23 protein-coding genes are annotated in these 20,497 nt (G+C 49.1%); 1 reads left to right on the top strand and 22 read right to left on the bottom strand.

The genetic code is table 11. The annotated features are described in order from the left end of the window. Nucleotides 1–51: 51 nt before the first annotated feature. The 8 genes from E1963_RS05895 to mnmL all read right to left on the bottom strand — a co-directional run bounded on the left by E1963_RS05895 (nt 52) and on the right by mnmL (nt 6,612). The gene (locus E1963_RS05895; RefSeq protein WP_132276255.1) at nt 52–699 is read right to left on the bottom strand and encodes a cytidylate kinase-like family protein; all 648 of its coding nucleotides are present in this window, start codon (nt 697–699) and stop codon (nt 52–54) included. Between the two features lie 80 nt (nt 700–779). Then, complete coding sequence (locus tag E1963_RS05890; RefSeq protein WP_132276253.1) at nt 780–1,694, bottom strand: RluA family pseudouridine synthase; 915 nt, start codon at nt 1,692–1,694, stop codon at nt 780–782. Further along, complete coding sequence (gene lspA, locus E1963_RS05885) at nt 1,666–2,178, bottom strand: signal peptidase II (protein WP_167482122.1); 513 nt, start codon at nt 2,176–2,178, stop codon at nt 1,666–1,668. The genes E1963_RS05890 and lspA overlap by 29 nt, the downstream gene beginning before the upstream one ends. A 34-nt stretch (nt 2,179–2,212) precedes the next feature. Beyond that, entirely contained in the window at nt 2,213–2,968 is a 756-nt protein-coding gene (locus tag E1963_RS05880; RefSeq protein WP_132276249.1) for a YlmH family RNA-binding protein, read from the bottom strand. 8 nt (nt 2,969–2,976) lie between these two features. Further along, nucleotides 2,977–3,525 carry a cell division protein SepF gene (locus tag E1963_RS05875; RefSeq protein WP_132276247.1) on the bottom strand — a complete coding sequence of 183 codons (549 nt, stop codon included), beginning with the start codon at nt 3,523–3,525 and terminating at the stop codon, nt 2,977–2,979. A 23-nt stretch (nt 3,526–3,548) separates the two neighbouring features. Next, nucleotides 3,549–4,244: a YggS family pyridoxal phosphate-dependent enzyme gene (locus tag E1963_RS05870; protein WP_132276245.1), complete on the bottom strand. Its 696-nt coding sequence runs from the start codon at nt 4,242–4,244 to the stop codon at nt 3,549–3,551. Between the two features lie 18 nt (nt 4,245–4,262). Continuing rightward, on the bottom strand, nt 4,263–5,639 hold the full coding sequence (locus tag E1963_RS05865; protein WP_132276243.1) for a biotin/lipoyl attachment domain-containing protein: 1,377 nt from the start codon (nt 5,637–5,639) through the stop codon (nt 4,263–4,265). A 16-nt stretch (nt 5,640–5,655) separates the two neighbouring features. Further along, on the bottom strand, nt 5,656–6,612 hold the full coding sequence (gene mnmL / locus E1963_RS05860; protein ID WP_132276241.1) for a tRNA modification radical SAM protein MnmL/YtqA: 957 nt from the start codon (nt 6,610–6,612) through the stop codon (nt 5,656–5,658). A gap of 82 nt (nt 6,613–6,694) precedes the next feature. On the opposite strand from mnmL, the gene E1963_RS05855 reads away from it, so the two are divergent. Beyond that, nucleotides 6,695–6,907, top strand: a complete 213-nt coding sequence (locus E1963_RS05855) for a DUF378 domain-containing protein (protein ID WP_066576183.1) — start codon at nt 6,695–6,697, stop codon at nt 6,905–6,907. A 39-nt stretch (nt 6,908–6,946) separates the two neighbouring features. On the opposite strand, the gene E1963_RS05850 is transcribed toward E1963_RS05855, so the two are convergent. The 14 genes from E1963_RS05850 to E1963_RS05785 form a co-directional block, all read right to left on the bottom strand. After that, on the bottom strand, nt 6,947–7,918 hold the full coding sequence (locus E1963_RS05850) for a D-alanyl-D-alanine carboxypeptidase family protein (RefSeq protein ID WP_330570711.1): 972 nt from the start codon (nt 7,916–7,918) through the stop codon (nt 6,947–6,949). Then, on the bottom strand, nt 7,902–8,297 hold the full coding sequence (gene mgsA, locus E1963_RS05845; RefSeq protein WP_049727995.1) for a methylglyoxal synthase: 396 nt from the start codon (nt 8,295–8,297) through the stop codon (nt 7,902–7,904). The genes E1963_RS05850 and mgsA overlap by 17 nt, the downstream gene beginning before the upstream one ends. Nucleotides 8,298–8,309: 12 nt before the next feature. Next, the gene (locus E1963_RS05840) at nt 8,310–9,434 is read right to left on the bottom strand and encodes an FtsW/RodA/SpoVE family cell cycle protein (protein ID WP_066576180.1); all 1,125 of its coding nucleotides are present in this window, start codon (nt 9,432–9,434) and stop codon (nt 8,310–8,312) included. Beyond that, nucleotides 9,431–9,643, bottom strand: coding sequence for a cell division topological specificity factor MinE (locus E1963_RS05835; protein ID WP_132276239.1), 213 nt, complete (start codon nt 9,641–9,643; stop codon nt 9,431–9,433). The genes E1963_RS05840 and E1963_RS05835 overlap by 4 nt, the downstream gene beginning before the upstream one ends. A gap of 11 nt (nt 9,644–9,654) precedes the next feature. Further along, nucleotides 9,655–10,446 (bottom strand): septum site-determining protein MinD, encoded by a 792-nt coding sequence (gene minD, locus E1963_RS05830; RefSeq protein WP_132276237.1) that lies wholly within the window; start codon nt 10,444–10,446, stop codon nt 9,655–9,657. Further along, nucleotides 10,428–11,018, bottom strand: coding sequence for a septum site-determining protein MinC (locus E1963_RS05825; RefSeq protein ID WP_132276235.1), 591 nt, complete (start codon nt 11,016–11,018; stop codon nt 10,428–10,430). Before E1963_RS05825 ends, minD begins: the two co-directional genes overlap by 19 nt. A gap of 18 nt (nt 11,019–11,036) precedes the next feature. Continuing rightward, complete coding sequence (locus E1963_RS05820) at nt 11,037–13,967, bottom strand: penicillin-binding transpeptidase domain-containing protein (RefSeq protein WP_243117601.1); 2,931 nt, start codon at nt 13,965–13,967, stop codon at nt 11,037–11,039. Further along, nucleotides 13,960–14,484 (bottom strand): rod shape-determining protein MreD, encoded by a 525-nt coding sequence (gene mreD / locus E1963_RS05815; RefSeq protein WP_201272001.1) that lies wholly within the window; start codon nt 14,482–14,484, stop codon nt 13,960–13,962. Before mreD ends, E1963_RS05820 begins: the two co-directional genes overlap by 8 nt. Next, on the bottom strand, nt 14,481–15,362 hold the full coding sequence (gene mreC / locus E1963_RS05810) for a rod shape-determining protein MreC (protein WP_132276231.1): 882 nt from the start codon (nt 15,360–15,362) through the stop codon (nt 14,481–14,483). The genes mreD and mreC overlap by 4 nt, the downstream gene beginning before the upstream one ends. 1 nt (nt 15,363) lies before the next feature. Continuing rightward, nucleotides 15,364–16,386, bottom strand: coding sequence for a rod shape-determining protein (locus E1963_RS05805; RefSeq protein WP_132276229.1), 1,023 nt, complete (start codon nt 16,384–16,386; stop codon nt 15,364–15,366). 16 nt (nt 16,387–16,402) lie between these two features. Beyond that, a complete protein-coding gene (gene radC, locus E1963_RS05800) occupies nt 16,403–17,095 on the bottom strand; it encodes a RadC family protein (RefSeq protein ID WP_117771283.1) in 693 nt (230 codons plus the stop codon). Nucleotides 17,096–17,132: 37 nt separating this feature from the next. Further along, complete coding sequence (locus tag E1963_RS05795) at nt 17,133–17,393, bottom strand: DUF4321 domain-containing protein (protein WP_132276227.1); 261 nt, start codon at nt 17,391–17,393, stop codon at nt 17,133–17,135. Nucleotides 17,394–17,473: 80 nt separating this feature from the next. Further along, the gene (locus E1963_RS05790; protein ID WP_132276225.1) at nt 17,474–19,123 is read right to left on the bottom strand and encodes an NAD(P)/FAD-dependent oxidoreductase; all 1,650 of its coding nucleotides are present in this window, start codon (nt 19,121–19,123) and stop codon (nt 17,474–17,476) included. A 128-nt stretch (nt 19,124–19,251) separates the two neighbouring features. Next, a complete protein-coding gene (locus tag E1963_RS05785; protein WP_132276223.1) occupies nt 19,252–20,481 on the bottom strand; it encodes an aminoacetone oxidase family FAD-binding enzyme in 1,230 nt (409 codons plus the stop codon). Nucleotides 20,482–20,497 lie beyond the last annotated feature (16 nt).

Here is a 20,497-nt window from a genome sequence, read left to right as displayed (position 1 = left end):
GGAAGCATCCTGCTTCCCTCCCTCTGTTTATTCTATGCATAACCAGTCCGTTTAAAGTTTCCTGTCCAGTCCTTTTTCTTTCAGTTCTACCAGGCTCTTGATGGCCTCGGCAGTACCTTCGATACCGAGCACGGAACTGTCGAGACATATATTATAGCTTTCCGCGTCCGCCCATTTCTTGTTCGTGTAGTAGTTATAGTAGCTCGCGCGCTTCTTATCCGTCTTCTGGCACATGTCTTTCGCCTTTGCATCCGTCAGCTCATAAATACGCGCGATACGCCTTATACGTGCATCCAGGCTGGCATGGATAAATACGGTTAGAACGTTTTCATATTCCTGGAGCGCATAGTCTGCACATCTGCCCACGAGAATGCAGGGACCTTCGTCAGCTATCTTCTTGATCGCGTCGAACTGTGCCAGAAATACCTTGTGGTTGATAGGCATATCTGTATAGCTCCCGCTGGAATATCCAAGAGAATACGTATCCATAACGAGCGAATACAGGAAACTGTTGGTCGGTTTCTCATCATGTGTCTCAAAGAGCTCCTGGCATATGCCGCTCTCTTTTGCCGCTCTGTCCAGCATCTCCTTATCATAGAGTTTAATTCCCAGGTCTTTCGCGACCTTATAGCCGATTTCGCGCCCTGCGCTTCCGAACTGCCTTCCTATCGTAATAATTGTATTAGTCTTTTCAGCCATGCAATCACACTCCTTCGTAAGTATGCCTATATTATATAACAATACATCTCAAAAGTACACAATTTTCCGAAAATATTGCACTAAATATCCCTTAGCCGATCTAACAATCCCACAAAATATTGTGGAAGGGGCGCTTCTACTTCCAGATACTCGCCGGTGCGCGGATGCATGATCCCAAGCGTCTTAGCATGCAGCGTCTGTCCCTGCAAGCCTGAAAAAGGACATTTCCGCGGTCCGTACACCATGTCGCCGACGAGGGGGTGCCCGATGCTCGACATATGGACACGGATCTGATGAGTCCGGCCTGTTTCCAGTTCACACTGAATATAACTATATTCTCCAAAGCGCTCCAGCACCTTATAGTGCGTCACAGCCCTTCTGCCGTTTTTTGCATGGGTGCTCATCTTCTTGCGGTCTGTAGGGTGCCTTCCGATCGGAGCGTCGATGGTACCGCTGCCTTCCTTGAAACCACCGTGCACGATCGCCTCATAGATACGGCGTATGCTGTGTTCCTTCAGCTGCTCTGAAAGCGACTGGTGTGCCACGTCATTCTTGCACACGATCAGCGCCCCCGTCGTATCCATATCTATCCGATGCACGATACCTGGGCGCATCATGCCGTTGATGCCAGAAAGCTCCTGTCCGCAGTGGAACATGAGCGCATTGACGAGCGTACCGCAGTAATGTCCCGGCGCAGGGTGCACGACCATCTGCTTCGGCTTGTTTATGACGATGATATCCGCATCCTCGTACAGGATATCAAGCGGGATATCCTCCGGAAGAATGTCAAGATCTTTGGCAGAGGGCACGCTGACCTCTATCATATCACCGCAAGAAAGCCTGTAATTGGCTTTTACAGGCTTGTTGTTCACTAGTATATGGTTGTCCTTGATCAGCTTCTGTATATAGGAACGAGACCTGTCCGCAAGCTCTTCAGCAAGGTAACGGTCTATCCGGTCTCCCTCCTCATTTTCGACGGTGAAAAATTCGCTCAAAATCTTCCTCCTTATAATAAAAGAACAGAAGTACGACTAACGCAAATGTCGATACGGTCACATAGATGTCGGCCACGTTGAATATAGGAAAATCTATCAGCTTGAAATAGAAGAAATCAACTACATAGTTGAGCCGCACCCTGTCGATACAGTTGCCGAACGCGCCTGCCACTATCATGACCGCACAGATACGAAGAGGCAGGAACCGCCGCTCCATAGGAACTTTTACGTAGAACCATATGACGACTGCACATATGACCGCCACGCTGATAAAAAAGAAGATTCTCTGGTCCTGGAACAGCCCGAAGGCAGCGCCTCTGTTCTCCAGATATTCAAACTGGAACACGCCCTTCAGGAGTATATATGGTTCCTCGCCTTTCAGCTTTGTGATTGCCAGATATTTTGTGAACTGATCCAGCAGCACCCCGGCTGCAGCCGCGATGACAGCCACAGCGTAATGCTTTGTTCTGTTTGCTTCTTTCATATTGTTATTGTCCATTCTTCCTTATGCCATCTCTCTATATATATTTGCGAACAGCTATCATATACCGGCCTTTTTTCGTCTGGGTAAGGATACCTTCGTAAGTAAGCCTCCCCATCCCCCGTATGGATATACGGTCTGATTCCTTGATCTGACAGCCATTGCTCGTAATCAGCCTGCCGTTTACAAATACCTTGCCTCCTTTGATATAGGCAGCCAGCCTGCTCCTCGACAGAGGATATGCAACAGACAGCACCGTGTCCAGCCGTATGGATGGTACAGTCCCTTTCACCTCTTCATATCTGGGCTCATATCTGAATCTCGCCTCGGTACACTGTTTTGCCTGAACGGTCGTTTGACGGATCCTTGTCAGCTCACCCGCAATATAGGCAGCCAGCTCTTCCTTTGCAAACAGCAAAGCACGGCCGCCGTCTACGATAATGTCCCCCAGCTTACAGCGTTCTATCCCAAGATTCATGAGCGCCCCGAGATAATCCCGATGGGTCAGCTCCTCGGCGAACTTCCTGTTGACCGGGCTGATTTCAATGACAGCGACCGGATAGGCATATTCATAATAAAGAGCATCAGGTAGAAATGCAACCATCTGACGCTCTGACAAATCATAACCACCATATGTCTCGTAACGAGCAGGAAACATATCCTTCGGTGACGTATGCAGTATATTCAACTCATTCAAATTAAGAAAATCAGAAAATGTAACAATACCGCGTGTAAAGGCCTTGTCCGACAGCTCGGCCAGCCTTTTCTGTAACAACTGCTCTTCCTTATTCATAACCTGTCCTAAAACCTTGACCTCATGGATGACGCGTCAAAAGACGTATTCAGCAGATCCTGCAAATCCCCTGAGATATCTACATTGGTAGGTGTCACGAGGAATATGTAGTTGGATATCTTCTGAAGATTGCCGTTGATGGCAAACGTAGCTCCTGACGTGAAATCGATAATCCTCTGAGCCACTTCCAAATCCAACCCCTCAAGATTCAGAATGATTGTCCTGCCTGACAGCAGGGTCTCCGTAATCTCCCTGGCATCATCGACAGAAGTAGGCTTGATGACACATACCTCCATGCTTACCCCGCTTCTCCTTGCGGGCTGGCGCATCGGTGTTACTTTATTATTAGAACGGGATGACTTGGAAGATGTTCTGGCCGGAAGTTCGTAATCATCTTCTTCCTCGTCGTCGTAATCCTTTTCTTTCCGGAAGAAACTTCTCTTTGGCGTCTCTTCGTAATCGTCATCATCGTAGTCATCATCGAAGAAATCATCATCATCGTAATCATCATCATCACTCAGCTTCATGATGTCCAGAAACTTATCTAATACTCCCATTATAAAAAATCTCCTATCTTACGTTATACTTGAGCGTAATTGCGCTCACCGAATATACCGGTTCCCACACGTACCATGGTGGCCCCTTCTTCAATTGCAATTTCATAGTCATTGGTCATACCCATGGAAAGTATACTCATATTCATATTATCAACGTTTTTGCTGGCAATGTCAACAGATAATTTGCGCAAACGGGCGAAAACAGCCCGGTTTTCCTCAGGATTTTCAACGTTCGGAGCAATCGTCATGAGGCCCTTTACGTTAAGGTGAGGAAATCCTGCAATTTTCTCTACAATTTCTTCTAATTCTTCAGGCATCACACCAAATTTGCTCTCTTCTCTCGCAACATTTACTTCTATCAGTATATTTACGGTAATGTTATTTTTTTTCGCTTCTTTTTCAATTGTTTCAGCAAGTCTCAGAGAATCGACAGAATGAATCAGCTCTGCTTTATCAATCACGTATTTTACTTTGTTCCGCTGCAAGTGCCCGATCATATGCCAGCTGATATCATCCGGCAGCGCCTCATATTTATCCACCAGTTCCTGCACCTTGTTCTCTCCAAACACGCGGACACCGAGGTCATAGGCCTCTCTCAGCGTCTCTGCGGGCTTTGTCTTGCTCACCGCTATAAGCGTCACCTCGCCGCGGTCCCTCCCTGCCCTGTCACAGGCCTTCTGGATTCTGGCCTCTACCTGTTCCAGCTTCTCTTTCAGCATAATCATCACTCCTCTGTTTTAAAATACGACATTGTTCTCTCTCACCGCCTTGCCGTCCAGGGCGATATGGTCATAATTGGCCAGTCCAAAGTTGTTTCCTGATTCTACGATATAGTATTCGTCACTCTCGCACAGTATCTTTATCTGTTTGAATACCGCATATCCTTTATTGATATTATATACGCCTTTCAGGCTTTTTGTATCCTTGAGCCTGTATGTATCATTGGAATCAGCTTTGATCAGCACGGTATCCTCTTCAAAGGCATCCGGATTCAAATACGCCATCCCCGTGTCATTGTCCCGGTAGTAGACGTCCACCTTCTGGAATTCGGCGTTATCATTGCCTGTGTCGATGAGCACGCCTGTCTCCTTGCTGTTTCCTCCCTGTGTCAGATAATCCTCCGGCACGGTATAGAACTTTTTCGCGACTACGGACGATTTCGGTATCTTCAGGCCGGATTCGTCTTCCAGTATAAGCTCGATATCGAGGTATCGTTCCTCTGCATACCGTATCATAGAACTCGTAAATGTAAGGAAGCCAATATTATAATCCTTCGTATTATATATGGCAAAGCCCGCAGAAGCCATCTCGTTATCTTTTGTGAAACGGACTTTTACCTGCTTCGTCTCTGCCAGTTCCTGGGCCGTGTCGTCATCGAGTACGATGGCAAGTGTCCACGCGTCGTCGGTGATAAGCTTATATACCGGCTCACCTGCCTTGATTTTCGTATTGTTCTTTATGCTCTTGCGTTCATAATCCTTCGTCTCTACCATATCCTTCGTCACGTCTTTTAGATTCAGCCCTTCATAACCGTCTGTGGAGTAGATGACGATACCATCGTCGGACGCCGGATATACCTGGAACCCCTCTTTCCCTTCACTGAGCATACTGTTAAGCTGCGACTGTCTGCTCTGGCTTGATTTGCTCTCCAGCACCGCAGAGATGTTATTCTTAAATGTGTAGACATCACCGTACTGGCTTTCATTGAAATTCTCGCTGAAAGTCTGCGTCTTTACCAGCAGCGCCGCCTGCTCTTCCGCAGTGAGGCTGGCAGCCTCGTCGCCGTCCGGCTCATTGAAGTCAAGCTTATCGGCGGAAAGCGTATATATCTGTGTCTTGGCGCCTACTTTCGTGCCCTCCGGGGCAAAATAATTGATATAGCCGTCGGAATCTGCATTGACGACCTCTTCCTGCCTGATGATAAATCCTGTATAAGCCGTATCTTTTAATATGGAGCCTTCCCGCACTTCATATGCAGACACTTTCTTGTCCGTCAGGTAGAGAAGTACGGTCACTATAAGATAGATAAATATAACACCAAATATGATGACCCCTATATTGATATTCCATTTTTTCCTGTAAACCTGTATGTTGGTCAAATCGTTTCCTGCCACAATATAACCCCCTGTATTATCGCATGTCTCTTCGCATATGTAAGGCGGCGCCATGAAGATAGCTGAACGTCCTTCCCTGATAAGTTCCGCGCCGTTCCATCTCCCCCATCACTTCATCCTTCAGTTTCCACCAGCTCGTACCCCAGTTGCAGAACACGGCATCCTTTTCTGGTATACGGCTGAACAGCCGCTCTACCGCCATGTCCGGACTTAAAAGCTCGAGGAAAAGTATGAGACGTTCTATATACTCTTCTTTTGAACACAACGTTATTGTACCATTTTCATAAGCTTCACACAATGGTGTGTTTTTCGCCACGTACAAAGAATGGATCTTCACCGTGTCGATCTTAAGCGCAGAGAGTATTCTCGCCGTTTCCATGCTGTCTTCCCTGCCGTCCCCCGGAAGGTTGAGGATAACGTGCGTGCATATGTCAAATCCATAAGGGCGGATCATGAGCACCGCGTCTATGAACGCTGCAAGCGTATGTCCCCGGTTCATCTTTTCAAGCGTATGGTAGTTCGCAGTCTGAAGCCCCAGTTCCACTGTAATCTCGACGTGATGTTCCCTGCTGATCCCCTGCAGTATGTCCAGATATTCTTCCGTGATGCAGTCCGGCCTCGTTGACACGGCAACTTCAACGATATCTTCTATCTTCGCCGCTTCGTCCATAAAGGAGCGGAATTCTTCCGGCGGCAGGAAGGTGTTTGTATAGTTCTGGAAATATGCAATGTACAGGCCGGCATGATATTTTTTTGAAATATATTCCTTTGTCCTGTCTATCTGTACGGACACGGGCACTTCTGCTCCCATCGATTCGAACCCTGTACCGGACTCGGCGCAGAAGATGCAGCCATTGCCCGTAATCCGGTTCGGACATGTGGCAGGAAGATCTATCGGAAGCTTGTATACCTTTTCCCCATATTTATTTTTCAAAAATTGTGAATATGGATAATAATACTGCATTGAATCCATCTGACAAATTTTCCTTTCTTATGTATATTTTTGAATTGGTGCAGACATACTATGTTTAGCATCGAAAAAAGGAGGAAATCACATGAAATGGTTTGACAATACCGCTCTGACACTTGTTATCATAGGTGCAATTAACTGGCTTCTGGTCGGAATCTTCAGATTCGACCTCGTAGCTTTTCTGTTTGGTAATCTCTCCTGGCTGTCACGAATCATCTATACTCTCGTAGGTTTATGCGGATTATACCTCATCAGTCTTTACGGCAGAATTTCCAACACACCAGGCAGCCGTTCATAAGTAAGAGGGGTATCCCTGTAATGAGATGCCCCTCTATAATTATCCATCTTCCGGAATCGCTTCGATGATTCCGGTCATATCTTCATATAATATCGATTTTGTGTCCGCACCCATGACAACGGATATGTACGGCTTATCCTGCCCGTCTTCAGTCAGCAGGATAAGGCAGTTGCCAGCCTCTTGCGTCGTTCCGGTCTTACCGCCGATTATGGTGGCATTCTGTGGCAGCTCCGCCTCTCCAAGCGCGTAGAAGCTCGTCGGTTCCCATGTGATCTGACGCTTGACTCCGTCGCTTCCAGTAATATCAGCAGTATAAGCCTTTGATTCTATGATATCCATGAACGCTTCCTGTTTGATACATTCGTTGAAGATCAGATACAGGTCATATGCCGTCGTATAGTGGTCTTCATCATGTAGTCCGTTGGAATTCAGAAAATGACTTTCCGTCGCCATAAGGCTGGCGGCTTCTTCGCTCATCAACTCTGCAAAGCCCTCCATGCTGCCGCCTACATAGTCTGCGATTGCCACTGCATTGTCATTGCCCGAATATAGAAGAAGGCCATACAGCAAGTCCTCCAGCGTCAGCTTGTCACCTTCTTTCAGCCCGCACGTCTGTTCATCCGGCGCAAAGCTGCCTGCATCCGCATCCGCACCGACCGTAACGATATCGGATAGATTGGCATTCTTGATGGCGACCAGTGCCGTCATAATCTTCGTAGTGCTCGCAGGATACAGCCTCTCGTGCACATGATAGGCAAAGTCTGTCTCGCTCCTGTCTACATCAAACAATGCTGCCGCAGTAAACGTACCAGTTTCCGGTGCGTTTTCAAGAGGGACATCCTCTGTGGCGACGCACAAATCTTCCGCAAACAGATCTGCCGTATATATGCTTTTGTTATAATGTTCCGCCTCGTACCTGACAGCCGCATCGCTGGATCCAGACAGGGCGCATCCCGTCAGCAGCATGCCGGCAGCGGCACACATGATGATAGTCTTACCGGTACATCTCACGCCAATCCAAATCCCCTCTGTCTATTGCTAATATAATTACTTCCGCCGTGGCCAGGTTCGTCGCCATCGGTATGTTGTGCATATCACAGAGACGCACGACGTCATTGACATTGGGCTCGTGCGGTTTCGCGCTCAATGGATCTCTCAGAAAAATAAGTGCATCAATATCATTCTGTCCAATCTGGGCGCCAAGCTGCTGCATCCCTCCCAGCGGTCCTGCAAGATATTTGTGTATATTCAGATTTGTCACCTCTTCGATGAGACGTCCGGTCGTTCCGGTGGCAAACAGATTATGCTTGCTTAAAATTCCGCGGTATGCGATACAGAAGTTCTGCATGAGCGTCTTCTTGGAATCATGTGCAATCAGGCCTATATTCATAGTATTCACTCCTTATTGATATTTTTTCGGCTGTAGACCTACATTTAAAACAAATCCAATACCGATATATAAACTGACGAGCGATGTCAGTCCGTAACTTACAAATGGCAGCGGAACTCCTGTATTCGGCAGCACCTTCGTGGCGACCCCGATATTAATGAAGCTCTGGAACCCGATGAGCCCTCCGATACCGCAGCATATGATCTTCCCCGCCATATCCTGCGATCGGACCCCTATCAGAATACATTGTATCACAATTATTAATATGAGTGCAATAACAACACAAGAACCTATAAAACCTAATTCCTCGCCCACGATGGCAAAGATGAAGTCTGTCTGGGGTTCCAGAATGAAGTTTCCGTTTTTAACGGATGTCGTCGTATTGTTGTTGAGCCCCTTCCCTGTCAGCTGTCCGGAGCCGATAGCCATCTCCGAGTTGTTCTGCTGGTATGCCCCGTCACTGGCATACTTCTCCGGTTCCAGAAAGGCGAGGATACGGTCCTGCTGGTAATCCTTCAGTATCTTCTGGTCCGGCTGGACGACAATGCTCAGGAATATGATTGCTGTCGGAATCAGTATGAGCAGGACGGTTCCGATGAACTTGTAGCTCAGGCCGCCGATATATATGAGCAGGCAGAGGACGAGCGCCGTACAGATTGTGGTGGAAAGGTTCGGCTCCACGATGATCAGCGCCAGCGGAACACCGGCAAGCGCCGCATATTTGATGATAGTCCATCGGTAGTTGATGTCCTCTTCATGCTTCATGAGGAACTTGGCAAAAAATAAGATTAACAGAATCTTGGCGAGTTCCGAAGGCTGAAATGTCGTAAAGCCCAGATCGATCCAGCGGGTGGCCCCATTGACCTCATCTCCGATAAACAGCACGAGCAAAAGGCTCAATATGGAAAAACCATAGATGAGCCAGTACATATTAAGCACCCATACATAATCAATGAGGGATACGACCGCCATCACGGCCAGACCCAGCACAAGGCCGACTATCTGCTTGTTCTGGTATGATTCATTGGCACTGCCGACTACGAGCACGCCCAGTATCGACAGGGCCAGTACGGATATGACTAATGTGAACTTGTAATCTTTTAACCGGTAAGGTTTTGTAAATCGAGGTAATTTCACGTCTCTTCTCCTGCTATTTTAATCAATATGTGAGTTCTCGTTATCTCTACATCAAATTCATCTTCCGTAAGTTCCATATATTTGGACAACGCTTTGTATAATTCCCGGCAGATATTATCGTATGCCGCCGGCGCACACTGTACACGATCTGATGTGACAAGCACTTTCAGACGGTTCTTGGCTATTGAAACAGAAGATTTTTTTAACATCCGGGTCCCTCCTAATCTTTCTTGAATAACTGTGAAAGCTTAGTGAAGAATCCTGATTCTGTATTTAAATCCATAAAAGGTACTTCTATTCCCATAATCCTCTTGCATATATTGAGATATGCCTTGCCTGCCTTAGAATCGATGCCGATAACCGGTTCGCCCTGGTTCGTTCCTATGACGACATGTTCATCATCCGGAAGAGCGCCAATGAGAGGGACAGACAATATCTCCGTGACATCGTCCACGGACATCATATCCCCTCTTTTGACCATATCCATACGGATACGGTTGATGATGAGCTCTACCTGCTTCAGACCGTTGTTCTCCAGCAGTCCGATTATCCTGTCGGCATCTCTGATAGCAGATACTTCCGGCGTCGTAACGACAATTGCACGGTCTGCACCTGTGATGGCATTCTGGAACCCTTGTTCGATTCCTGCCGGACAGTCCAGAAGTATGTAATCAAATTCTTCTTTCAGCTCAGACGTCAGCTTCTTCATCTGGCCCGGTGATATGGCCGACTTGTCCTTCGTCTGCGCTGACGGAAGCAGCCATAGGTTTTCATACCTCTTGTCCCTTATAAGCGCCTGCTTCAGCCTGCAGGTTCCTTCAATCACGTCCACCAGATTATACACGATTTGGTTTTCCAGTCCCATGACGACATCCAGGTTCCTGAGCCCCAGGTCCGTATCAATCACTATGACCTTTTTGTCGAACTGGGATAAGCCAGCTCCTATATTAGCCGTCGTCGTCGTCTTGCCGACGCCTCCTTTTCCTGATGTAATTACGATAACTTCGCCCATGATAAACTTCCTCCTACATTCGGTTTTACTTCAATATCTCCAATGCGAAGCCTTTTGGGGCTCATATGGAGTGCTGCTATGACTGCGCTGCCATCACCTGCGGCACCTGCTATCACTGTGCCGTATATCGTGCCGATGACCACCACATTGCCCTTGGCGGCCACCTTGGCACCTTCTTCTATATCTCCGATGATGACGATGCTCGTCTCAGATTCTAAAATCTGTCTTCCTCTCAGTGTACCTCTATAGAACTGGCCGTCTCTTTCATGGATCTCCGAAAGGCTCTCATCCAGCATTCTTTTGTGCATCTGCTCCGTGTACGTGTTCTTCTCGATAATGCATAATATGTGTATCCCCGCAGCCTCCTCGATCGTCTCGACGAGCAGGCGTTCCTCCTCTTCCGTAAATGTCCTTCCCTCAAATTCCACGGCCATCTTCGCATTGTTGAAAAAATGTGCCGCAGACTCGAATCTGGTCTTGACTTCCGGTAACAGATCTCTGTAAGGCATCTCACCGTCCAGGTGGATAGTGATGCCGTATTTATTACTCTTAATGAGAACCGGGTCTTTCACATTCACTCATCCTTTCTGTTAATCCCCTCCTGTTGCGCTGCTGCCGATTGTTGCTGCTTCGCCGGTGATGATCTCATCTTCCGGAGCTATCTCATAGTAGTACTTCATGACATCTCTGCCCACTTCAGAGGCGTACGTAGAGCTGTATCCGTTTGCAATCCTGATTGCAAACGCCACCTCCGGGCTGTCGCTCGGCGCAAAGCCTACGAATAATCCATGATCGGGATGAGTTGTGCTCTGCTGTGCTGTTCCTGTCTTTCCTGACAGTTTTAAGCTGCTTGTATTCAAATCTGAGAAAGTTGCGCTATGGTTGACAATCACTGCCCGCATACCGTTGTGCACGGCATTCCAGGTGGAAGCGGACACATCTGAAAGCTGGTTCTTGACCTTAGGTTCATATTCTTTTATCGTCTTCCCGTCTACAGACGTCACCTTGTCAAGCAGGGTCAGGTCATAGACGGTTCCCTTGTTAGCTATTGCTGTTATATATTTAGCCAGCTGGCTTGTCGTATAGTTGTTCCTGCCCTGTCCGATAGCGGAACGCACGGAGTCTTCATCTGATATCTGAGGGCTGGATTCATCAATCTCAAGCCCAGAAGTCTCATCCAGTCCGAAGGACTGCGCGTACTTCTTCAGCTTATCAAGTCCCAGGTCGCTGGAATAGTACGAATTAGACGCGCTTCCCTCATTGTTGTCTGAGGCGACCCGATTCAGGCCCCCATCTTTCAAGCCGAGCCGGTATCCCACTTCATAAAAGAAGCTGTTGCAGGAATGTTTGATTCCTCCCTCTACATTCAGGGTGCCGTGGGCCTGAGGATAGATCCAGCACTTCGGGCTTGGCTTTATCTTCTCATACACCCCGTGGCATGTTATATAGGAATCCGTATTGATAACGCCCTCTGTAAGCCCTGCCACTGCAACGAGGGGCTTGTACGTGGACCCGGGCGCTGTCTTTTCCTGTGTCGCATTGTTGTAGAACGGCCTTGACTGGTCGGTCAGCAGTTTGTTGTAATATTCGGAATCCATCGCATTGGCCAGACGGTTATTGTCATAGCCCGGATAGGATACGCATGCAAGCACCTTGCCGCTGTTCGAATCCGTCATCACGATCGAGCCTGTACAAGGTTCCAGTGCCAGCTGTCCCGGCGTTATCGTAAGGTCCTGTATCTTGCCTCTCAGGAAGTCATAAGCTCCTATGCTGCCGGTATTCAGGCCATTATACTGAGCCTCATCATATTCCAGCACCTTCTGTTCATAGAGCATGAGGCATATCTGCCTGCCGGTCACTGCACCTGATTTTATCATATATTTATATATAAGTTTGTCAAATCCGCTGTTAGAGCCCAGATAGTCGATAATATATTTCACCATGCCCTGATACAGCTCCCCTGCATCGGAGTATTTGCCGTCCTCGACGGACTCTTTCAGCTTGGACGTATCGACCCAGTTCTTGGATATCGCATAGTTTAAGTACGTATATATATTGATGGACTCATCATCTTTCCAAGCCTTATATGTCGAATCGTTGGTATCTATGGCGCCTGACTTGATGACACCTGTCGTGTTTGTCAGAATTTCCGACACGATATACGTCATATAAGCCTGCATCTCCTTGGACATGTCCTTATATGCCTTTTCATCCGGGTTCGTCAGTACGGAGACAAGGTTGTTCAGGACTTCTTCCTTCCGGGCGCCAAAGGCCGCCGCTACTTCTTTCTCTGTAGTTCCCGCGTCTTCCTCTGTAAAATGGCTCATATCCAGTATGTCATTGGATAGGAACGTGTTGTATACATCGCCGATCGGAATGATGACATCGCTGCCGTCCTCTACTTTCGTCCTGTCAAAATCCAGCGTGTTCTGTATCTTGGACAGCAGGATACCCGCAAGTTCCTGCTCTATGATATTGTATGCCGCTTTCTGAAGATTGGCATCAAGCGTAAGGTAGACATCATTACCTGCTTCGGGATTCTTGCCTTTGATCGTCTCGATCACCTTCCCGACACTGTTGACGTAGAGCTTCACCTGCCCTTTCTTCCCCTGCAGCTGCTTGTCCAGCGTCTTCTCAAGGCCGGCTTTGCCCACCGTGTCCTGCTTGGAGTATTCTTCCTGCTCTTTCTTGCTGAGGGCGTCATAATCCTCCTGGGATATCTGCCCGGTATAACCGATGACCGAAGCAAAGCACTTGCTGTCCGTATAGCGGCGCAGAGACTCTTCCTCAATATCGACCCCCTGCAGGGAGTCCAGATTCTCCATGATAACAGCCACCGTCTCGTCGCTTACATCCTCGGCAATCGTAGTAGCGATGAATTTCTGGAAACTGTTGAGGGAGATCGCATATCTTATGTTGACAAGCTTCAGCACATCTTCTTTGTCCATCTCCTTTTCATCGATGCCATAGCCGTACAGCTTGTCCGTACAGAGATAATCGATAATGTCCTGTGCCGTGCTGCTCTTCTGCTTGTCGCTGAGCTCGTCTATTGTCTTTTTGCCGTACACGTCCGCAATGAATCGGAGGCGCTGCGTGTCATTTTCTGCTACAAACATGTAATTGCCGTCGCCGTTCAGTATGATGCCGAAATTATTGATTACCGTATCACCGTTGGACTCTACTATATCTATCACCGTTTGGATGACCTTGTTAAGCTCCTTGTTCTTTTCAGAAGAATCTTCCCAGTTATCTTCTATCGTGACAGAATAGGCAAGTTCATTATAGGCGAGCAGATTGCCGCTGCGGTCATATATCTTCCCGCGCGTGCCCTGGATTTCTTTTGTCTTCTGGATCTGGAGCTTGTACTCATCTGCATAGCTCTGCCCTTTCACGATCTGCAGATAGAATACCCTCTGCAGAAGGATTGCCGACAGAACGCAGAAAACGATGACAGCTACAAATACTCTTGATTTTACTACTTCATATATCCCGGATTTGATCCGGTCCCATAAGCTATACAAATTTACTTGCACTCCTTTGTTCTTCCGCTTCTAACCTTCGGTTTATGTGTAATATGGCCTGATACAGTACAAGGGTTGCCAGGATGGTGTACACCAGCTCCGGCATGATCAGCTTTATAAGATAGCTGCCGAATGAAAAATCTCCGTACAGCATATAAAAGCAGATGTACAAGACGAGCCCATACAGCAGTTCGCTCGCGGCTATGAGCGCAATCGGGAGTTTGATATCCTCATCGTAGAAGAGGCGCCGGAAACATCCGTTAACATATCCGATTACGGCAAATAGCAGCGTGTAAAAGCCAAGTGTGCTGCCCCAGAAGATATCCATAAGCAGGCCGGATACTATCCCTACCGCCATGCCGGTCTTCTTGCCACGCATGAAGCCGAAAGAAGCCGTGACGATGATGAGCAGGTTCGGCTTGATTCCGGCAAAGGAAAGCACGTGGAATACGGTGCTTCCGAGCAGGAAGCAGACGAGGATTATAAGAAAGGTGATAACCTTGCGCTTCAAAATCATTCACCCCCGTCTTCTGTCTTGTCATCCTTATTGACCATATCTTGTTTTGTCGTCGTGATGACGAGAACTTCCTGCAGCTTGCTGAAATCGACTGCCGGCGTAATATATCCGGAGCGGGTCAGGTTGTTGGAATCGACTTTTATCTCGCTGATATATCCGATGAACAGCCCCTGTAGAAAACGATCTCCGATATGGGACGTCACGATCTGCTCTCCGACTTCAATCTTATTGTCGTTGTTCGCGAGCTTTTCAAAGCGGATACGTCCGTCTGACATGAGCTTCAGATCGCCCCGCACGATGCACGTATCTGAGGTAGACAGCACCATACCGCTCACATTGCTGGAATCGTCGATGATGGAACGCACCTGCGCATAGTTCGGGCCCACTTCCGTGACGATTCCGACAAGTCCGCTGCCGGCCAGCACATTGCAGTTCTTTTTGATTCCATCCTTGCTTCCTTTGTCGATCGTAAAATCACTGAACCAGTTCGTCCCGTTGTTGGCGATGACATGAGCACCGATCTTATTATAATCCGAATAGTTCTCATCGAGCTTGTACAGCTCTCTGAGGCGTTCCAGCTCATACTGGTCCTGCCTGAGCCGCGTATTGTCGATCGTCAGCTCATCCACCTTTGACTGGAGCTCGCTGTTCTCTTTCTTCATGTCCTTCAAAGTCTCGAAATTCTTGGAAAAATCGCTCATCCACATCCCTACATAGCTGATCCCCTTCTGCATGGGTATCACGGTATAGTTCGCCACGACGCGCAGCGGCCCTTTCACGCCGGGCAGACTGCCGACGCCCATAAGTATTACGCAGACGACAGCCGCGATGAGCAGCCAGTATTTACTTGAAAGTGAAGATTGATTTTTGATTTTCATATTATCTCATCCACCTATAATTTTCATCTAACATTGAATATGCAAGTTTTCTCAAATCTTTTGACATAATAATCTTCTTTAATCCTGTAACCGCGCAGATGTCTGGTTCTACTGCGGTCCTGACCGGTATCCCCACAGCTTTTTCGATGTAATTCTCAAGGCCGGGCGTATTGGCGATCCCTCCGGTCAGGAAGATGCCGTTCTTATATATCGCCCTCCTCACTTCGGGGGGCGTACGATCCAGCTGTGAATAGACCGCCCGTATGCATTCCTGCAGCGGTTCCTTCAAAGCAGCACGCACGAGGCTGACAGAGATATCTTTCTGTATCGGCACGCCCATGATCATATCCCTTCCCGCGATCCTCATAGTCGACGAAGTGTCTTCTGTAAAGACGCCGAACTTTTTCCTCAGCATCTCCGCCGTCAGCCGACCGATTAGAAAGTCATGGCTATGTCGTACGAGATTGGCGACAGACTGGTCGAAGGTGACTCCGCCGACCTTCACAAGCCGGTTCAGCACCATACCGCCGCCGGCCAGAACAGACAGTTCTGTCGTCTCCCCGCCGAAATTCGCGATAAACAGGCCTTTCGTATTCTTCACATCCAGATTGAGCCCTACGGCATCGGCTATGGACCGTTCTACGATATTGACCTCCCTCGCTTTGGCGGTGGAATGTATGACAAGGTCGAAGAAAGCCTTCTTCTCCACTTCCGTCACGTCGGTAGGTACCGCGATGACATATTCAGAGCCCCTGGCAAACTGACGCTCTTTCTTCAGCAGGTTCTGGAGCAGGAACTGCATATTGTTGAAATGGGATATGACGCCTTCCTGCATCGGAAAGATGACCTCGATATTATCCGGCGCCTTCTCATACATCTCATACGCATCATCTCCGACTGCAAAAATTTCCTTTTTGTTTGCAATCGCTATCACGTTTTTCTCTTTCCATATCTCATCTTTCTTTTTATCGTAGACCTTGATTTCATAAGACCCGAGGTCTAATCCGTATATATTCCTAGCCATTTGACACTGCCCTTTCTTATAGTATGCCCTCCTCCCGGAAACTCATATAACAATTATTGCCAATGATGACGTGATCTAACAGGTCAATTCCTATCAAGGCTCCTGCCTCCCGGATTCTCTGTGTCAGCAGTCTGTCTTCCCTGCTGGGCGAGGGGTCACCGCTCGGGTGGTTGTGCAGAACAACAATTGCGACCGCATTCTTCTGCAGCGCTTCTATGAACAGCTCTCTCGGCGTTATGAGGGACGCGTTTACCGTCCCTTTGGATATGTCTGTCTCACCGATGAGCTTTGATTTTGAATTCAACATCAGAAGCTTCATCTGTTCCTGCTTCTCATGCCTTAAGTCTTCCATATAATAACCGGCTATGGACTCCGGACGGGTGAAGCACAGCGTCTCCCCCGCGCAGGCTTTCGCCAGCCTCTTGGCCAGCTCCGAGATGCACGATATCTGTATGGCCTTCACCTTCCCTATCCCTTTGATCTGCTTCAGCCTCTCGATGCTGAACTGATGGATGCTCAGTATCCCCGGTTCGCCGGTGTGATACAGAATCTTTTGTGCCAGCGTCAATGCATTTTCACCTCTTGTGCCCGTACGTAACAATACAGCCAGCAGTTCCACATCGCTCAAACTGCCAGCCCCCCTTTGCTCACACTTTTCGTATGGGCGTTCCATCTCTGGAATTTCTCGAATGGTATTTGCCTGATTCATATTATCAGCAGATTCGTACGACACTTCGTAGAGAAACTTACAAGAAGCGGTAAATGATGATTGATATTATTACGCCTATGATGCTTGCGATCGTAATCTTTATCGTCAGCCCGAACGTAATTACCAGCAGTCCCAGATTCAGTACAACCGGGTCATCCAGTCCGAAAGACTGGCCGTACCCGAGCCAGGAAAGAGCCGGTACTTTGTCCGCCAGCATTCCGATAAAGCCACCGAGCACGATTCCTGTAAGAATGAGCAGAAAAAGCGCCCAGGCATTCTTGCTTCCAGTTCCCTTCATATGTACTCCTCCTCATTTATCTCAATAGAAAACTCAGTATATTTTATCATATTTAAGAATCAGTGTATATACTTATCCCATTAAAAATTTCTTAAGGCTTCGTCATGTTTGTCGAATGGCCGGTATAATTTGGCGATTGCCTCTGCCGCCTTCATACCGTCCATTGCCGCGGACGTGATGCCGCCTGCATAGCCTGCTCCTTCGCCGCATGGGTAGACGCCCCGGAGGCCGCTCTCCATGTCTGCGCCGCGCACAAGCCGTACCGGTGATGAAGTACGGCTCTCTACCGCGGACACCACAGAGTCGTCCCTGGAATAGCCAGGAAGCTTCCGTTCAAAAGCGAGGATTCCTTCTTCTATATCACGCGCGAGAAATGTCGGAAATATGCTTCGGACATTCGTCCAGCAGCAGGCGCCTTTTATCTGCGGGGCAACGGTTCCCTCTCCGGCCGACGGCCTGTCTTCCCGGTAGTCTTTAAAAAGCTGGACCGGCACTTTACCTTCTCCTGCCCGGAACGCGGCTTCTTCAAGTTTCCGCTGGAATTCCACGCCGGCAAGTGGTCCTCCCGCACCGTAATCCTCCGGTGACACGGTCACGATCACTGCACTGTTGGCATTCTGTCCTCCACGGTCTTGGTAGCTCATGCCGTTTACCGCAAGGCGGCCTTCTTCGGAAGACGCGTTTACCACATAGCCGCCCGGACACATGCAGAACGTATATACCCCCCTGCCGTCAGATGCTTTAGCCGTGAGTTTATAAGATGCCGGCGGCAGCACGTCCGGATGATCGTTCCCGTACTGAACCATATCTACCATGGACTGGGGATGTTCGATGCGCACTCCTACCGCAAATGACTTAGCCTCCATGGATAGCCCGCGTCTGTAGAGCATCTCGAACGTGTCGCGTGCGCTGTGCCCAATGGCGAATACCGCAATCTCTGTCTCAAGCCGGTACTGCTCTCCTGTCTGCGTATCTTCAACGGCCAGACCTGCTATCCGTTTCTCCAGACCCTCTCCGGCTGTCCGGATATCTTGTACAAGGGAATGGAAACGGACCTCTCCTCCCATCGTCTCGATAGAATGGCGCATATTTTTTACGATGCCGGTCAGCACATCCGTTCCGACATGCGGCTTGTTCTCATACAGAATCGCTTCTGGCGCGCCATGCTCTGCAAAAACGCGGAGCACTCTTGCGTTCCGGCCCTCCGGGTCTTTGACAAGAGTGTTCAGCTTTCCGTCCGAGAACGTCCCCGCACCTCCCTCCCCGAACTGTACGTTGGAATGCGGGTCCAGCTTACCGTCCTTCCAGAACCGCATCACGTCTTCCTGACGCGCGTCCACGTCAGCGCCTCTCTCAAGAAGAATCGGACGATAGCCGAGACGCGCAAGCTCGTAGCCGCAGAAAAGACCGGCAGGGCCGGTGCCGATGATTACAGGACGGTGCGCCAGCGGGCGCTCGCCTTCTGACTTCAGCACATATTCCGGATCCGGGCCGCGAAACGATATATTATTATTTCTTACGCGCTTTTTGACGGACCGCTCGTCTGATACATGTACATCGACCGTATAGACGTAATAGAGGTCCGGTTTCTTTCTCGCATCCAGCGACTGTTTTCTGATCGTATATGAAAGCAGCGCCTGTCCGTCGATACGCAGCAGTTTCAGTATCTTATCTTTCAATTCCTCTTTTGTGTGGGCTGCGGAAAGCTTAAGCTGTGTAATACGTATCATATTATTATCCCTTTCTTAAATTATTACTTCACAGACTCCAGATTAACATTTCAGCAGATACCATATACAGAAGACCCAGAACAGAAGCAATCGCACGCTTCTGCACCGGGCCTTCTGTTTTCTCGCTATCAGACTGAACCGGCGGCGTGGCTGCCGGCAATATGACCGCTGGCAACCGCCCAGGTGATATTGTATCCTCCGCAGATTCCATCCACGTCCACCATCTCACCTGCCAGATACAGGCCAGGCGTACATAAAGATTCCATCGTGTCCGGATTTATCTCGGATGCCTTCACCCCGCCTGCACAGATCTGCGCCTGATCAAATCCATTCGTGGCCTCGATGTCAAGCAGCGTATGCTTGCACACTGCGGCGAGCGACTTGATCTGCGCGTGGGTAAGGTCTCCTGCCGGCATCTTCAGCCTGATCCCTGCAAGCTCCAGCAGTCTTGGAACGAGTTTCCGGCTGAAGATGCCGGTGAGAAATTCTCCCGCATTGCGTTCCTTGAACTGTTCTGCCCTTCTGGCAAATAGAATCTCCGTGTCCTGCGCCGACATATCCGGCAGAAAATCTGCCTCGACCTGCACGTTGCGTCTGTCATAGAGCCCCCTTGATATGAAGCGGCTGATCTGGAATACCGGGATGCCCGAAATGCCGTAACCTGTAATCTGCAGTTCCCCGGTGTCGGCCGCTATCTCTCTGCCGTCAATCCTGGCTGCAATTCTTGCCTCCGTCCTTACTCCCGACGCTTTGGCAAAAGGATTGGCACGTACTTTCAGCTGGACAAGAGCCGGAACGACGGGTTCCAGCGTATGCCCCAATCCCTGTGCCAGGGCATAGCCGCTTCCGTCTGCTCCTGCTATCTGGGAAGCGCGGCTTCCACAGGCCAGGATTACCTTGTCTGCGCGGTATTGCCTATCTCCGCTCTCGATGGCATATCCCCGTCCGTCCCTGCGGACATTCCTCACATGCTCATTCAGATGGCAGCTTACCCGGAGGCGTTCCAGTTCCATCTGCAGACTTTCCCTGACATCCGCGGCTTGCTCGGAACGGGGATATGCATAGTCTCCCCGCATCCGGATAAGAAGCCCGAGGCTGCGGAAGAATTCCAGCGTCTGCCCGAGGCCGAACTGCCGCAGTACGTCCTCTGCCAGCTGCGCTCCGCCGCCTCTGTAGCAGCCTGCCCCCATCTGCATGTTCGTGAGGTTGCAGCGCCCGTTACCGGTAGAAAGTATTTTCTTACCGAGAATATCATTATGTTCAAGTATAAATACTTCCGCCCTGCCGTCCGTCCGTGCGGCCGCTATCGCGGCAGCCATTCCGGAGATGCCGCCGCCGATGACTCCTATCTTTCCCATCGTTTACGACTCCTTT

The sequence above is a fragment of the Extibacter muris genome (assembly GCF_004345005.1).
Classification (GTDB): domain Bacteria; phylum Bacillota; class Clostridia; order Lachnospirales; family Lachnospiraceae; genus Extibacter; species Extibacter muris.
The sequence above is the reverse complement of the archived record's forward strand: the minus strand, read 5'-3'. Positions and strand labels throughout refer to the sequence as shown.